The 16227-nt window shown below is 56.7% G+C and carries 14 protein-coding genes; 6 read left to right on the top strand and 8 right to left on the bottom strand.

Going from position 1 to position 16227, the window contains the following annotated elements:
- Positions 1–60: 60 nt before the first annotated feature.
- Genes KGP21_RS10290 through fghA form a run of 3 tightly spaced genes read left to right on the top strand, consistent with a single transcriptional unit; the run spans position 61 to position 2985 of the window.
- Positions 61–963, top strand: coding sequence for a LysR family transcriptional regulator (locus KGP21_RS10290; protein WP_021805066.1), 903 nt, complete (start codon positions 61–63; stop codon positions 961–963).
- Between the two features lie 39 nt (positions 964–1002).
- Complete coding sequence (locus KGP21_RS10285) at positions 1003–2127, top strand: S-(hydroxymethyl)glutathione dehydrogenase/class III alcohol dehydrogenase (protein ID WP_021805067.1); 1125 nt, start codon at positions 1003–1005, stop codon at positions 2125–2127.
- A 15-nt stretch (positions 2128–2142) separates the two neighbouring features.
- Entirely contained in the window at positions 2143–2985 is an 843-nt protein-coding gene (fghA, locus tag KGP21_RS10280; protein ID WP_115159877.1) for an S-formylglutathione hydrolase, read from the top strand.
- Between the two features lie 183 nt (positions 2986–3168).
- Here the strand turns inward: fghA and gsiD are convergent, their stop codons facing one another.
- The 6 genes from gsiD to KGP21_RS10250 form a co-directional block, all read right to left on the bottom strand.
- Positions 3169–4074, bottom strand: a complete 906-nt coding sequence (gene gsiD / locus KGP21_RS10275; protein ID WP_024485755.1) for a glutathione ABC transporter permease GsiD — start codon at positions 4072–4074, stop codon at positions 3169–3171.
- Positions 4075–4086: 12 nt separating this feature from the next.
- Positions 4087–5007, bottom strand: coding sequence for a glutathione ABC transporter permease GsiC (gsiC, locus tag KGP21_RS10270; protein ID WP_094982927.1), 921 nt, complete (start codon positions 5005–5007; stop codon positions 4087–4089).
- Positions 5008–5065: 58 nt separating this feature from the next.
- Entirely contained in the window at positions 5066–6601 is a 1536-nt protein-coding gene (gene gsiB / locus KGP21_RS10265) for a glutathione ABC transporter substrate-binding protein GsiB (RefSeq protein ID WP_059200300.1), read from the bottom strand.
- A 25-nt stretch (positions 6602–6626) separates the two neighbouring features.
- Positions 6627–8504 carry a dipeptide ABC transporter ATP-binding protein gene (locus KGP21_RS10260; RefSeq protein WP_223501182.1) on the bottom strand — a complete coding sequence of 626 codons (1878 nt, stop codon included), beginning with the start codon at positions 8502–8504 and terminating at the stop codon, positions 6627–6629.
- 19 nt (positions 8505–8523) lie between these two features.
- Positions 8524–9483, bottom strand: coding sequence for an isoaspartyl peptidase/L-asparaginase family protein (locus KGP21_RS10255; RefSeq protein ID WP_059200298.1), 960 nt, complete (start codon positions 9481–9483; stop codon positions 8524–8526).
- Positions 9484–9823: 340 nt separating this feature from the next.
- Positions 9824–10360 (bottom strand): DUF924 family protein, encoded by a 537-nt coding sequence (locus KGP21_RS10250; protein ID WP_223501178.1) that lies wholly within the window; start codon positions 10358–10360, stop codon positions 9824–9826.
- Between the two features lie 118 nt (positions 10361–10478).
- On the opposite strand from KGP21_RS10250, the gene moeA reads away from it, so the two are divergent.
- Together moeA and moeB are read left to right on the top strand one after the other, a co-directional pair.
- Positions 10479–11717 (top strand): molybdopterin molybdotransferase MoeA, encoded by a 1239-nt coding sequence (gene moeA / locus KGP21_RS10245; protein WP_209527861.1) that lies wholly within the window; start codon positions 10479–10481, stop codon positions 11715–11717.
- Positions 11718–11719: 2 nt separating this feature from the next.
- Entirely contained in the window at positions 11720–12529 is an 810-nt protein-coding gene (moeB, locus tag KGP21_RS10240; RefSeq protein WP_115159241.1) for a molybdopterin-synthase adenylyltransferase MoeB, read from the top strand.
- A 264-nt stretch (positions 12530–12793) separates the two neighbouring features.
- Here moeB and KGP21_RS10235 read toward each other — a convergent pair whose 3' ends face one another.
- Positions 12794–14386, bottom strand: coding sequence for an ABC-F family ATPase (locus KGP21_RS10235; protein ID WP_021180561.1), 1593 nt, complete (start codon positions 14384–14386; stop codon positions 12794–12796).
- Positions 14387–14560: 174 nt separating this feature from the next.
- A complete protein-coding gene (gene cynR / locus KGP21_RS10230; protein WP_223501177.1) occupies positions 14561–15448 on the bottom strand; it encodes a transcriptional regulator CynR in 888 nt (295 codons plus the stop codon).
- 118 nt (positions 15449–15566) lie between these two features.
- Here cynR and KGP21_RS10225 point away from each other — a divergent pair, with 118 nt between their 5' ends.
- Complete coding sequence (locus KGP21_RS10225) at positions 15567–16220, top strand: carbonic anhydrase (RefSeq protein WP_021180560.1); 654 nt, start codon at positions 15567–15569, stop codon at positions 16218–16220.
- The last annotated feature ends 7 nt before the right edge of the window (positions 16221–16227 follow it).

Here is a 16227-nt window from a genome sequence, read left to right as displayed (position 1 = left end):
AGTATTACACTCACAAAAACTGAATAATACTCATCAAGTTCATCACGAAAAGAGAAGGTTATGGATCTCACCCAACTGCGCATGTTCTGCTGCGTGGCCGAAACTGGCTCCGTCGCCCGTGCCGCCGAGCAATTGCACCGCGTGCCGTCAAACCTGACCACGCGCCTGCGTCAGCTCGAGCAGGAACTGGGCACCGATCTGTTTATCCGTGAGAAACAGCGTCTGCGCCTCTCGCCGATGGGCCATAATTTTCTCTGCTACGCCCACCGCATTCTGGCGCTCAGTGAAGAAGCCATGAGCATCACCCATGCCGGGGAACCGGCCGGTAACTTTGCGCTTGGCTCGATGGAAAGCACCGCCGCCACCCGGCTACCTACCTTGCTGGCAGCTTATCATCAGCGATTCCCGCAGGTTTCCCTTTCGCTGGCTACCGGCACCTCAGGAGAAATCATCGAGCGTGTACGCGCTGGTACCTTGGCTGCCGCCTTGGTAGATGGCCCGTTGCAACATGATGAACTGAACGGTTGCGTTGCTTTCCCCGAACGCATGGTGGTGATCACCTGCCTGGACCATCCGCCCATTCACAGCGCCCAGGATGTCAAAGGGGAAACCCTGTTTGCCTTCCGCGCCAGCTGCTCTTATCGCTTGCGCCTGGAGTCCTGGTTCAAGCGTGACGGTTCATTGCCAGGCACCATCATGGAGATCCAGTCTTATCACTCCATGCTGGCCTGTGTGGCCAGCGGTGCCGGGCTGGCGATGATCCCGTATTCGGTGCTCAACCTGCTGCCCGGCTACAAGCGGGTCAAAGTTCATGCACTCCCTGCCGACATTGCCGAAACCGCCACCTGGCTGTTATGGCGGCGTGATGCGTTTGGGCCAAACGTCCGCGCGTTAAAACAACTGATTATAGAACAGGCTGAAAGTTCGGAGGTGGATGCCGAGTCCATCCTCCTGACAGAGTAGCCAAAATCTGCACTACTAGAATTTAATGAGGAGAGAATCATGGAATTTATCAAAACCCGTGCTGCCGTAGCTTGGGGACCGAACCAGCCGCTGAAGATTGAAGAAGTCGATCTGATGCCGCCACAGAAAGGTGAAGTACTGGTGCGCATCGTCGCCACCGGCGTTTGCCATACCGATGCCTATACCCTGTCAGGCAAGGATCCGGAAGGCGTGTTCCCGGCGATTTTGGGCCACGAAGGCGGTGGTATAGTCGAAGCGATCGGCGAAGGCGTGACCAGCGTTGCCGTCGGCGACCACGTGATCCCGCTGTACACCCCAGAATGCGGCGAGTGCAAATTCTGTAAATCCGGCAAAACCAACCTGTGTCAGGCCATCCGCGCCACCCAGGGCAAGGGTCTGATGCCAGACGGCACCACCCGCTTCTTTAAAGACGGCAAGCCGATTTTCCACTACATGGGCACCTCCACCTTTGCTGAACGCACCGTAGTACCCGAAATCTCACTGGCAAAAATCAGCAAAGAAGCACCGTTGGAAGAAGTCTGTCTGCTTGGCTGTGGCGTCACCACCGGCATGGGTGCGGTGATCAACACCGCCAAGGTCAAGGCTGGCGATACCGTGGCTATCTTCGGCCTGGGCGGCATCGGGCTGTCGGCGATTATTGGCGCTCAGATGGCCGGTGCCAGCCGCATCATTGGCATCGATCTCAACACCAGCAAGTTCGATCTGGCTCGCAAGCTGGGCGCGACCGATCTGATCAATCCAAAAGATTACGATAAACCTATCCAGGACGTGATCGTCGAACTGACCGACGGCGGCGTCGACTTCTCCTTTGAATGTATCGGCAACGTCAACGTGATGCGTTCGGCGCTGGAGTGCTGCCACAAGGGCTGGGGTGAGTCGGTCATTATCGGCGTTGCCGGCGCCGGTGAAGAGATCGCGACCCGTCCGTTCCAACTGGTGACTGGCCGCGTCTGGCGCGGTTCTGCCTTTGGTGGCGTAAAAGGCCGCAGCCAACTGCCGGGGATCGTGCAGCGTTATCTGGACGGCGAATTCGCACTGAACGACTTTATCACTCATACCATGGGGCTGGAGCAGATCAACGAAGCGTTCGATCTGATGCATGAAGGCAAATCGATCCGTTCCGTGATCCATTTCGATAAATAAGCCAGGAGGCAGAGGATGACGATGTCATTAGAACTTCTCGAAGAGCACCGCATGTTCGGTGGTTGGCAACAACGTTACCGTCACGCGGCGCAGAGCCTGAATTGCAACATGACGTTCAGTATCTATCTGCCACCACCGCGCGACGATAACCCGCCGCCGGTGCTGTATTGGCTGTCGGGTCTGACCTGCAATGATGAAAACTTCACGTTGAAGGCCGGTGCCCAGCGCGTTGCCGCAGAATTAGGGTTGGTGCTGGTGATGGCGGATACCAGCCCGCGCGGCGATGAGGTGCCAAATGACGAAGGTTACGATCTGGGCCAGGGGGCGGGGTTTTACCTCAATGCCACTCAGGCACCTTGGGATCAACACTTTCGCATGTATGATTACATCAGCGATGAGCTGCCTGCGCTGATTAGGCAGCATTTCAGCGTCAGCGATCGGCAATCCATTGCGGGCCACTCGATGGGCGGCCATGGTGCGTTAATGATGGCAATGCGTAACCCGCAGCGTTTTCGTTCGGCATCGGCCTTTGCGCCGATCGTCAACCCTTGTCAGGTGCCTTGGGGTCGTAAAGCCTTTGCTGCCTATCTGGGGGATGACGAAACGCAGTGGCTGCAATATGACAGTTGCCATTTGCTGGCCAGCGGAGCGGAACCGCTGCCGATGTTGATCGATCAGGGAGATGGGGATCAATTTCTGGCAGATCAGCTGCAACCGGCCAAGCTGGCGGAGTTGGCACGCCAGCGTGACTGGCCGTTAACCCTGCGCATTCAGCCAGGTTACGACCACAGCTACTTCACCATCGCTACCTTTATCGAAGATCATCTGCGTTTTCACGCCGAGCATCTGTTTAAATAGTCGATATCCCCTCACCCTAACCCTCTCCCTCAAGGGAGAGGGGACCGATCGAGTGAGTTTGAAAATGCAGTGACGCACCTTGGATGAAGGAGTGATCGAATTTGCTGAGATAGCTTCTTTAACTTCCAAAAGAGCAGGGACTTTCAGCTCCCTCTCCCTGTGGGAGAGGGTTGGGGTGAGGGGTCATCCCTTCAGCTTCGGATCCAATGCATCACGTAGCCCATCGCCCAACAGGTTAAAGGCCAGCACGGTAAAAAAGATTGCCAGGCTGGGGAAGATCGCCACATGCGGAGCAATCACCATATCCGCCCGCGCTTCATTAAGCATCGCTCCCCATTCCGGCGTTGGCGGCTGCGCCCCCAATCCCAAGAACGACAGGCTGGCAGCGGTAATGATTGAAGTACCGATACGCATGGTGAAATAGACCACGATCGACGAGATGGTGCCCGGCAAGATATGCCGCAGGATGATGGTCCAGTCCGAAGCGCCAATGCTGCGCGCCGATTCAATGTAGGTCAGATGCTTCAGCACCAGAGTATTGCCACGCACCAGGCGCGCAAACGCCGGAATGCTGAAGATGGCCACGGCAACAATCACGTTCGCCATGCCACTGCCCATGATCGCCACCACGCCAATCGCCAGCAGAATACCGGGGAAGGCAAACAGCACGTCACTGATACGCATCACGATGCGATCCCACCAGCCTTCGTAATAGCCCGCCAAGAGCCCGAGCACCGTGCCAATCACGCTGCCAACCAGCACCGAGAACACCCCGGCGGCCAAAGAGATCCGCGCGCCCATCAGAATACGGCTGAAAATATCCCGGCCCAGCGAATCCACCCCGAGCCAGTGCACCAACGAAGGCCCTTCATTGAGCCGATCGTAATCAAAGAAGTTTTCCGCATCAAAAGGCACCAGATGCGGTGCCAGCAGCGCAGCGGCCACCAGCAGCAACACAAACACGCCAGCCACCATTGCGACCTGCTGGCGACGAAAGCGCCGCCAGAACTCATGCCAAGGCGTACGCACCGCGTTGGGATTAATCACCGGCATTGCCTTGAGCGCGGCATTACGTCGCCAATATTTCATCATACGGCCTGCCTATTGGTAACGAATCGAAGGGTTGATTGCCGCATACAGCATATCCACCAACAGATTAATCAGAATAAACTCCAGCGAGAACAGCAGCACTTCGGCCTGGATCACCGGGTAATCGCGCATTTCTACCGAATCCACCAGCAAGCGCCCCAACCCCGGCCAGTTAAACACCTTCTCGACCACGATCGAGCCACCCAACAGGAAACCAAACTGTAGGCCCATCATGGTGATCACCGGGATCATGGCGTTGCGTAGCCCGTGTTTGACGACCACCAGTGACTCCGGTACGCCCTTGGCACGGGCGGTGCGCATGTAATCTTCCTGCATCACCTCAACGAACGAGGCGCGGGTGAAGCGTGCCATCACCGCCGCTACCGCAGCGCCCAGCGTGATTGAAGGCAGGATGTAATGCTGCCAGGTATCCGCTCCAACCGTCGGCAACCAACCGAGATTGACCGAGAACACCTGCATCAGCAGCATCCCCAACGCAAAGGCCGGGAAAGAGATGCCCGAAACGGCCAGCGTCATCCCCAACCGGTCAGGCCAGCGGTTGCGCCATACGGCGGAAATCATGCCGATCGCCATGCCAAAAATCACCGCCCACACCATGCTGGCGATGGTCAGCCAGAAGGTTGGCATAAAGCGCGAAGCGATCTCTTCACTGACCGGGCGTTTGGACACCATCGACGTGCCGAAATCGCCCTGCAAAATATTGACAAAGAAATGCACAAACTGCTGTGGCAACGGCTTGTCCAGCCCCAGATCCTGGCGCACCAACTGTACGACGGCTTCGTCGGCCTCCGGCCCCGCGGCCAACCGCGCCGGATCGCCCGGCAGCATATGGACAAACAAGAACACCAGCACGGCCACGATCAGCAGCGTCGGGATCAGGCCCAGCAGACGTTTTAGAAAATAATTAAGCATTGCGCATAAATCCCCCTCACACCGCCCTTCCCGTCAGGGAAAGGGCGGCGCTCAGCCCTTATTTCAAATCCGCGTTATCAAAGTTGAACGAGGTGTCCGGCATCACGTAGAAACCGCTCAGCTGTTTGTTGTTGGCAGACAGCAGGCGCTCTGTCACCAGGAAAATCCATGGCGCATCGGCCCAAATGCGATCTTGGGCATCTTTGTATAGCGCCTGCTTCTGGGCACGATCGGTGGTGGCCAACGCTTCGGCCAGATCCTTGTCCACCTGCGGGTTGCTGTAGAACGCAGTGTTGAACTGCTTAGGCGGTGCGGATTGGGTGGCGAACAGCGGCGTCAGCGCCCAGTCGGCTTCCCCAGTTGAGGCAGACCAGCCGGTATAGAACATGCGCACACCGGTATCCTTCACGCCGACGCTCTCTACCTGCGCCGCACGCTGGCCCGCATCCATCGCGGTGACGGTGACTTTAACCCCAACCTGCGCCAGCTGCTGCTGAGCAAACTGCAACACTTTCTGCGCGGTACTGTGGTTATGGGATGACCACAACGTGGTAGTAAACCCGTTCGGATAGCCCGCTTCTTTCAGCAGCTCACGCGCCTTGGCCGGATCGTATGGCCAAGCGTTGTAGAGGGTGGCAAAATCAATGGCCGGAGGCACCGGGCCTTGCGCCGGAACGGCAAAGCCGGAGAACGCGACCTTAATCAGCGCGTCCTTGTTGATCGCATAGTTCAGCGCCTGGCGCACCTTCGGGTTATCGAACGGTTTCTGCGTCACGTTCATGCTGATGTAGCGTTGCAGGATCGACGGCGCGGCCACCAGATCCAGCTTGCTGTTTTTCTCCAGCACCTTGGCTTGCTCATAAGGGATTGGGAAGGCAAAGGTCGCTTCGCCGGTTTGCAGCATTGCCGCACGGGTGTTGTTATCCACTACCGGCCGCCAGGTGATGCTGTCCAGCTTCGGTAAGCCCGCTTTCCAGTAGCCGTCGAATTTCTTCACTTTCACATAGTCGGTCTGGTTCCAGGTTTCGAACTGGTAAGGGCCGGTGCCCACCGGATGGAAACCAATCTCCTTGCCATACTGCTTGAGGGCCGCCGGGGAAATCATCGCCGCCGCCGGGTGCGCCAGGTTGTTGATAAACGCCGAGAATGGCGCTTTCAGCACGATCTTGACCGTGGTGGGATCGACTACTTCGGTCTTATCGATCATCTTGAACAGGTTATAGCGTTTCAGGCGATTATCCGGGTTACTGGCACGATCCAGGTTAACCTTGACCGCTTCGGCGTTGAATGCGCTGCCGTCGTGGAATTTCACACCCGGCTGGAGCTTGATGGTGTAGGTCAGTCCGTCTTTGCTGACGTCATAACTGTCCGCCAATACGTTCACCAGCTTCATATCCTTATCAAAGCCAAACAGCCCCTGATAGAAGGATTTGGCGACCGCCTGCGACAAGGTGTCGTTGGCATCGTACGGGTCGAGCGTGGTGAAGTTGGACGCTACGGCAATCACCGCATCCTTGGCAGCCCAAGCCGGGCCAGCAGCGGCAGCCAGCAGTACGGCGGCCAAAACATTACGCTTGAATGTGTGCTTAGTCATATTGCTTAACTCTCCTGAGGCAAGGCTAAAAAGCACCGGCGATAGGGTGGCGGGCCACAAAGTGCCCTGGCCCTACCTGCACTAAAGGTGCGGTAACGGGTTCATCGTGCAGCCCACGGATCGGGCTGGGTATTTCATCCACCAGCAACGGCTGGCGTTTATGCGCATGGGTTGGATCGGCCACCGGCACGGCGGCCATCAGCTTACGGGTATAGGCGTGCTGCGGGTTTTCGAACACCGCACGGCGTGGGCCGATCTCCACAATCTGGCCCAGGTACATCACCGCGACGCGATGGCAGACGCGTTCCACTACTGCCATATCGTGGGAAATAAACAGAAATGCGATGCCCAATTCACGCTGTAAATCGAGCAGCAGATTGACAATTTGCGCCTGAATCGACACGTCCAGCGCGGAGACCGCCTCATCGGCAATTACCACTTTCGGATTGAGTGCCAGCGCGCGGGCAATGCAGATACGCTGGCGTTGGCCACCGGAGAACTCATGCGGATAACGCCGCGCATGTTCCGGCTTCAGCCCTACCCGCTCCAATAGCCAGGCGACCCTTTTTTCTGCCTCCGCCCCACGAGCGACATTGTGCACCAGCAACGGCTCCATGATGGAGAAACCAACGGTGAGCCGTGGATCCAGGGAAGCGTAAGGGTCTTGAAAGATAAACTGAATATCACGGCGTAAATGCTGTAAGGCGGAACCTTTCAAGCGGTTGATCTGTTGACCGTTGAAGGTAATGGTGCCGCATTGGCTGTCTACCAGCTTTAACAGTGAGCGGCCAGTGGTGGATTTACCACAGCCGGATTCGCCGACCAACCCCAGCGTTTCACCGGGATAGAGATCGAAGCTGATATTTTCCACCGCATGCACACGGCGCGTGACGCGGTTGAGAATACCGCTGCGCAGATCGAAGCGCGTAACCAGATTTTCTACCTGCAGGATCGGCGCAGCTCCTGCGGGTATGGTGTCTTGCGGCTGGTCGTTATCGTCAACGCCAGCCAACGGAAATTTTGCCGGGAAGTCTTTATCTGCCATCGCACCCAGCTGTGGCACGGCAGCCAACAAAGCTTGAGTGTAAGGCTGCTGAGGAGCGGCGAACAACGCCCGCACAGCCCCCTGTTCCACTTTTTCGCCTTGATGCATCACCAGAACCCGATCGGCAATCTCCGCCACCACGCCCATATCGTGGGTAATGAAGATCACCCCCATCTGCATTTCCTGCTGCAACACGCGGATCAGTTGCAGGATTTGCGCCTGAATGGTGACGTCCAGCGCGGTGGTAGGTTCATCGGCAATCAGCAGCGCCGGTTTACACGACAGCGCCATGGCAATCATCACCCGCTGGCGCATCCCGCCAGACAGTTGATGCGGATAGCGGCCAAGGACGTTTTTGGCCTCGGGAATGCGCACCAGATCGAGCATACGCAGCGCTTCACGTTTGGCGCTGCGGTGATCCATCCCCTGATGCAGACGCAAAGATTCGGCGATCTGCTCCCCCACCGGAAACACCGGGTTGAGCGAGGTCATCGGCTCTTGAAAAATCATCGCCATATCGGCGCCGCGCAAGGTTCGCAGGGTGCTCTGTTTCGCCTTGGCCAGATCGAGCACCTGGCCGTTACGCCGGCGAAATTGCATTGTGCCGCTGGTCAACTCACCGCCACCCTGCTCTACCAGACGCATCAACGCCAGTGAGGTGACCGACTTGCCGGAGCCGGACTCTCCAACGATCGCCAGCGTTTCGCCACGGTCGACGTCGAAGTCCAGATGACGCACCGCCTCAATGACGTCGCCTTCTTGACGAAATTGCACGCACAGATCGCTCACTGCCAGTACACGCTCGGGCGGTAAAATCAGCCCACGTTCTGCCTGTGGCTGGATGGCCGTATCGGTCATTTGCCCTCCCGGCAAGCGTTCAGCGGTAGATACCTACGGAAGGGGCATCGCCGACGTAGCCGAAACCGCGATACATTCCTTCACTGTTAAACGGCAGTGCGACGTTGCCAAAACGATCGATGGCGATCAGCCCGCCGCTGCCACCCAGCGCCAACAGCTTTTCCATCACCACTTTATCGCAGGCCTGTTGCAGGGTTAGACCGGCATATTCAATCAGTGCAGAAACGTCGTAGGCCGCGACGGTGCGCATAAAGATTTCGCCAGTACCGGTGCTGGAGACCGCTACCGTGGCGTTGTTGGCATAGCAACCAGCGCCAATAATCGGCGTATCGCCAATGCGCCCTGCCGCCTTATTGGTCATCCCGCCGGTTGAAGTGGCCGCAGCCAGGTTGCCCAGAGCATCCAGCGCTACCGCTCCCACGGTGCCAAATTTGCGATCGGGATCCAGTGGGTCGCCGCTGAGCGCCGCCGCGCCGTCGTGATCGAGCAACACCCGGCCCTGCTCTGCCTGAGCACGGTGCAGTTGGTCAAAACGTTCCTGGGTAAAGAAGAAATTGGGCTCGACCATTTCCAGGCCATGATTGGCTGCAAATCTTTCCGCCCCTTCGCCGCCAAACAGCACATGAGTGCTGTTTTCCAGCACCGCACGCGCGGCCAGTACCGGGTTGCGTATCCGGCTGACCCCGGCGACCGCCCCTGCGTCACAGGTATGGCCATCCATCACGCAGGCATCCAGCTCATGGGTACCCTGGTGGGTAAATACCGCGCCCTTGCCTGCGTTGAACAGCGGGCACTCCTCCAGCAGCCTGACTGCCTCCGTAACCGCGTCCAGTGCGCTGCCGCCTGCGGCCAAAATAGCCTGCCCGGCAGCCACAATGTCGGAAAGCGCCCGGATATAATCTTGTTCTTTCTCTGCACTCAATGCCGCACGGGTAATTGCGCCCGCACCACCATGAATGGCAATCACTGGTTTGCTCATTGACCTGACACCTGTTTCTATCCGCGGCAATTCAAGCAGGTACCGCATGAAAATGGAGAGAGAATTATTATTTCGTGTTTTTCGACTATATTTAGCCCGGCAATCGATGTAAAGCACAAACTGGTCGCCAAGCATTAAGCGTAGCCTGCTTAGACTGTTTTGTGCATAGAAAGAGCTAAACGTTATAAAAACAGTGGGTTATCTGGTTTTTTATTTATCGCTGACAGATTTAACCAGCCTATTGGCAGCAGCAGGAAATAGACCGGCTCGGCTCATGTTTAATAAGCGTTATCCCATGCCCCTTTCCGCTATTCCCCACTTACACGCCAATGAAAAATATTCAGAAACCCGAACCCGGTTGTTGCAGAAATTCCTGCTCCTCAAACGTAGATTCTCGGCCTAATATCTCGTTACGATGGGGATAACGTCCAAAACGATCGATTATGGCTTTATGACGTAATTCAAACTCCAACTGGTCACCATTATTTAATTGGCGAAACAGCTCCAACGCCTGCTGGTGGATCAAGGCGGATTCGGAATGCATAAACGGCAGATAGAGGAAGCCGCGCTGCTCAACCGTCAGGTTTTCACATAGCCCAGTGGCGATCGCTTCCTGAGCCAGCACCAGCGCCATTCCGTCACAAGCAAAGGAGCGTGGTGTGTTGCGGAACAGATTACGGCTGAACTGATCAAGCACGATGATTTCCGCCAGTCTGCCTTTGATGGTTGCACGCCAATGTGCCAGTTCCCCCTGGGACGCCGCCTGCCACAGCTGGCCAAAGCGGGTGTGCAGCAAACGGTCGAACTCATCGTCCTTCTTAAACCACATGGCTGGGTCGATCTCTTCGAACCAAAAATCCAGTACGTGCTGATGCATGGCTGTCTCCTGTTATTGATTTCAATGCGTTAACCTGGTTTCTCCACCACGGCGTTATCTGCCATAATAGCCCCACTTTGCCGAAAAATTCGCGCACGCCGATTACGGAGTTTTGTTTATGGATCACTGTCATACTTCTGACCTCATTTCTCTTGAGCAGGCACTGGAGAAAATGCTCTCCCAGATCGCGCCACTGCAACAGAGCGAATCTATCGCCTTGACCAGCGCAGCCGGGCGCATTACCGCCACTCCGGTGGTCTCCCCTATCGATGTCCCCCCCTTCGCCAACTCGGCGATGGACGGCTACGCGGTACGTCTAAGTGACCTGAACGGCAACTCTTCGTTAGCGGTGGCGGGTAAAGCCTTTGCCGGGGCTCCGTTTACGGATGCCTGGCCTGCCAACACCTGCGTACGCATCATGACCGGAGCGCCAATTCCCGCCGGTGCGGATGCGGTGATCATGCAAGAACAGGCTGAAGTCACCGAGGCTGGAGTGCGTTTCAACGCCCCGGTAACCGCCGGGCAAAATATCCGTTTGGCGGGTGAAGATATCCTGCGCGGGGCGAGCGTGCTGCCCGCCGGGATCACGCTGGGGGCCGCACAGTTGCCGTTACTGGCCTCATTGGGCGTAGCCGATGTGCAGGTGATGCGAAAATTGAAGGTGGCGGTATTCTCTACCGGTGATGAATTGCAGCCGGTCGGCCAGCCGCTGCAAGCCGGACAGATCTACGACACCAATCGCTTTGCCGTACGCCTGATGCTTGAACAGCTGGGCTGTACGGTGATCGACCTGGGGATTATTCGTGATAATCAGGAAGCATTACGCGCGGCCTTTATCCAGGCGGATAGCGAGGCCGACGTGGTGATCAGCAGCGGCGGCGTTTCCGTCGGTGAAGCCGATTACACCAAGCAAATGCTGGATGAACTGGGTAAAGTCAGCTTCTGGAAGCTGGCCATCAAACCGGGCAAGCCTTTTGCTTTTGGCAAACTCCAGAACGCCTGGTTCTGTGGCCTGCCTGGCAACCCGGTCTCTGCGGCTTTGACCTTCTATCAGCTGGTGCAACCGCTGCTGGCCAAACTGGCCGGTCACACCGAATGGCAACTGCCACCCCGCCTGAAAGCTCGCGCCCTGACGCCACTGAAAAAGTCGCCGGGCCGCCTCGATTTCCAGCGCGGCACCTTCACCAGCAATGCCCAAGGCGAGCTGGAAGTGAGCACCACCGGCCATCAGGGCTCCCACGTTTTCAGCTCATTCAGCCAGGGTAACTGCTTTATCGTGCTGGAACGCGAACGCGGCTCGGTGGCCGCTGGTGAGACAGTGGAGATCGAACCTTTCAATGCGTTGCTAAGGAACTGAACATGCTGCCGGAATTAACCGATGCACAAGCGCTGCGCTACAACCGCCAGATCGTACTGCGGGGTTTCGACTTCGAGGGTCAGGAAAAGCTGCAGGCGGCGCACGTGCTGATCGTTGGACTTGGCGGACTGGGCTGTGCGGCGGCGCCTTATTTGGCTGCCGCTGGCGTCGGCCATCTGACGCTGGTTGATTTCGACACGGTTTCCCTCTCCAATCTCCAGCGCCAGATCTTGCACCGGGATGATCGCATTGGTATGGCGAAGGTCGAATCTGCCCGCATTGAGCTGGGCTCCATCAATCCTCATATCCGTATTGACACCCTGGACACTCACCTGGATGACGAGCAAATGGCGGCGCAGATTGCCGCTTGCGACGTGGTGCTGGACTGTACCGATAACGTGGCGACCCGCGATCTGCTCAACCGCCTGTGCCATGCACAGCGTAAACCGCTGGTCTCAGGGGCAGCCATCCGCATGGAAGGCCAGCTCAGCGTCTTTACCTATCAGCCGGAACAACCTTGTTATCGCTGCCTGAGCAGGCTGTTTGGCGAAAATGCGCTGACCTGCGTTGAGGCGGGTGTGATGGCGCCTTTAGTGGGCACCATCGGCACGTTACAGGCGATGGAAGCCATCAAGCTGTTGGCAAACTATGGCCAGCCTTTGGTGGGTAAGTTGTTGATGTTTGATGCGATGAGCATGCAGTTTCGCGAGATGAAGCTGCCTAAGGATCCACGGTGTGAGGTGTGTGGTAAAGATGCGGCCCCTCACCCTAACCCTCTCCCACAGGGAGAGGGGACAGATCGAGCTCGTTGATTCTTCTGCGTAATACCTTTCGTTCTCTTACTCATCACGTTCCGAAGCAGTCCAAGCTAATTAATCGCCCTGGACTGCTCCCTCTCCCTGTGGGAGGGTTGGGGGAACAGATCGAGTTCGTTGATTGCCCTGGGTAAAACCTTGCCTTTCTTGTTTTTACTCCCTACTTTCCGAAGCTGCACGGGCTAATTACCTACTCCGGGCAGCTCCCTCTCCCTGTGGGAGAGGGTTGGGGTGAGGGGCGTGCGGTAAAGCTCGAAGGTATTAGTTGATACCCTGGCTACGCAGATAGTCTTCGTAGTTGCCGGTAAAGTCGATCACCTTGTTCGGGGTCATTTCCAGAACGCGTGTGGCCAGCGAGCTAACAAACTCACGGTCATGGGAAACGAAGATCAAGGTACCTTCATACATTTCCAACGCCATGTTCAGTGACTCGATGGATTCCATATCCATGTGGTTGGTTGGTTCATCCATAATCAGGATGTTCGGGCGCTGCATCATGATCTTGCCGAACAGCATACGGCCCTTCTCACCACCGGACAGCACTTTTACGCGCTTCTTAATATCGTCCTGGCTGAACAACAGGCGGCCAAGAATGCTACGTACCGCCTGCTCATCGTCCTTTTCCTGCTTCCACTGGCTCATCCAGTCGAACACGCTCAGGGTTTCATCGAACTCGTATTCGTGATCCTGTGCGTAGTAACCGATCTTGGCGTTTTCGGACCATTTCACCGTGCCGTGATCCGGCTGCAGGTCACCCACCAGCGTTTTCAGCAGGGTAGATTTACCGATACCGTTGGCACCCAGGATCGCCACCTTCTCGCCCACTTCAACCATCAGGTTGAGTTTGCTGAACAGCGGGCCGTTGTCGAAGCCTTTGGCCAGCGCTTCCACTTCCAGCGCGTTACGGAACAGCTTCTTGTCCTGTTCAAAACGGATGAACGGGTTCTGACGGCTAGAGGCTTTCACCTCTTCCAGTTGGATCTTGTCAATCTGGCGGGCACGAGAGGTAGCCTGCTTGGATTTGGAGGCGTTGGCACTAAAGCGGCTAACGAAGGACTGCAACTCGTTAATCTGCGCCTTCTTCTTGGCGTTGTCAGACATCAGGCGCTCACGAGCCTGGGTAGCCGCCGTCATGTATTCGTCGTAGTTACCTGGGTAGACACGCAGTTCGCCGTAGTCCAGATCCGCCATGTGAGTACAAACCATGTTCAGGAAGTGACGGTCGTGCGAAATGATGATCATGGTGCTGTTACGTTCGTTCAGCACCTGCTCCAGCCAGCGAATGGTATCGATGTCCAGGTTGTTCGTTGGTTCGTCGAGCAGCAGGATTTCCGGATCGGAGAACAGGGCCTGAGCCAACAGGACACGCAGTTTGAAGCCGGGAGCGATCTCGCTCATCGGGCCATAATGCTGTTCTACCGGAATACCTACGCCGAGCAGCAGCTCACCGGCACGTGCTTCTGCGGTGTAGCCGTCCATCTCGCCATAGGCCACTTCCAGATCGGCCACTTTATAGCCGTCTTCTTCGCTCATCTCCGCCATGGCGTAGATGCGGTCGCGCTCTTCCTTCACCGCCCACAGTTCGGTGTGGCCCATGATCACGGTGTCCAGCACGCTGAACTGTTCAAAAGCGAACTGATCCTGGCGCAGTTTACCCAGGCGCTCATTCGGATCCAGGAACACGTTACCGCCGCTCGGCGCCAGATCGCCACCGAGGATTTTCATGAACGTCGATTTACCGCAGCCGTTGGCTCCGATCAGACCATAGCGGTTACCGCCGCCAAATTTGACAGAGATGTTTTCAAACAACGGCTTACTGCCGAACTGCATAGTGATGTTGTTAGTGCTTAACACAGCGCTCGCTCTTAATTTGATTGGGAATGTGATTTGGCGCGCATTATGCCATAACGCAACACAGAGATCGTGGGAAGTTTTGGTGAAGATTTGCTCGGCGCTCGGGGTGTGGAGATATTCGCCAGCTAAATATCTCCTGCAGAACGAATTAACGGATAACCAAACCAGTCATTTTTACCCCATTTCCTTGACCTGATCTTGCAACATCGCAATAAATGCTCGTGAAGCTGCGCTGCGGTAGCCCTCTTTGCGTTGCAACACTACGGCATGGCGTTCGGGCATGGGAACCGACAGCTTGATAGGCAGCAGCAGCGGATTACTCCGTGCGATGGCCTGCGGCAGAATGGTCGCGAGCTGGCCGTGGCGCACAATCTCGACGATGGCGCTAATCGCATTCGCCTCCATGGCAACCTGAGGATAAATCGCGTGCTGCTGGAAATATTCATCTACATAATGACGCGTGGCGAAGTCACCGTTGAGTAGCACCAACGGCACCTGCTGCACCTCCGCAACGCTCAAGGCAGCGCGGCGCTTGGCAAGCTGATGCCCCTTCCCCACCATCAGTTGCAGCCGCTCCGTGAACAGCCTGGTCGCGGCTATATCCGCAGAGTGAACCGGCTCGAAGGCAATCCCCAGATCCAATTGGTCATCGCACAATAACGCCTCTATCTTATCCTGCGTCATCTCACGGATATTAAGGGTAATCCCTGGGTAGCGCCGGAAAAAACCGTCGACCAATGGGCCAATCAGGTAGGAGGTAAAGGTCGGCGTCATCGCCAAACGCAGGTTGCCGCGTTCCAACGTCGCGACATCCTGAATGGCCCGCTTGCCGGCATCCAGATCCTGTAACGCCAGCCGGGCATAGCGCATCCACGCCTGCCCCGCATCGGTGAGTTGTACCCTGCGCCCGGAACGGTCGAACAGCTCTACCTGCAGCGTCTCTTCCAACTGTTTGATCTGCTGTGACAAGGTGGGCTGAGAAACATGCAGCACCTCCGCAGCCCGGGTGAAGTTCCCCTGCTCCGCAACCGCCAGAAAGTAACGTATGTGCCGCAGTAACATAACGCCTCAACTATTAGTTATCCCTATCGAGGTGATTATAAATGAGTCTTGGAACCTATAGCTAGAAAAGTCCATTCTTGCCTCTATTGAAAGCAAGCCACACATTGATGGAGTCACCATGCAAGAGGTTATTGACGGTTTTCTGAAGTTCCAGCGCGAGGCTTTTGTCGAGCGCACAGAGCTGTTCAAACGCCTGGCCACCAGCCAGAACCCACGCACCCTGTTTATCTCATGTTCCGACAGCCGATTGGTGCCGGAGCTGATCACCCAACGTGAACCGGGCGACCTGTTCGTCATCCGCAACGCAGGCAATATCGTGCCTTCTTTCGGGCCTGAGCCCGGTGGTGTTTCGGCCTCGGTGGAATATGCCGTTGCCGCGCTGGGCGTAGAGGATATCGTGATTTGCGGCCACTCCGATTGCGGCGCCATGACCGCCATCGCCACCTGCAAATGCCTGGATCACATGCCCACCGTAGCCAACTGGCTGCGTTATGCCGATGCCGCCAAGGCGGTCAATCAGGCCAATGAACACGCCAGCGAGCACGATCGTATTAATTCGATGGTGCGAGAAAACGTCATCGCCCAGCTCACCAACCTGAAAACTCACCCTTCGGTCGCGCTAGCGCTCGATCGAGGCAATCTGCGGCTGCATGGCTGGATCTACGATATCGCTACCGGCTGTATTGACGCATTAGATGGCAATACCCGCCGTTTCGTGCCGCTGGCTAGCAACCCAAGCGTCACCGCCAGCCCAGCTATGCAACGTTTCTAATCTACCC

It is taken from the genome of Serratia sp. JSRIV004 (assembly GCF_019968705.1).
In the GTDB taxonomy this organism is placed as follows: Bacteria; Pseudomonadota; Gammaproteobacteria; order Enterobacterales; family Enterobacteriaceae; genus Chania; species Chania fonticola_B.
Note: the sequence above shows the minus strand (reverse complement) of the source record. Positions and strands in the feature narration are given on the sequence as shown.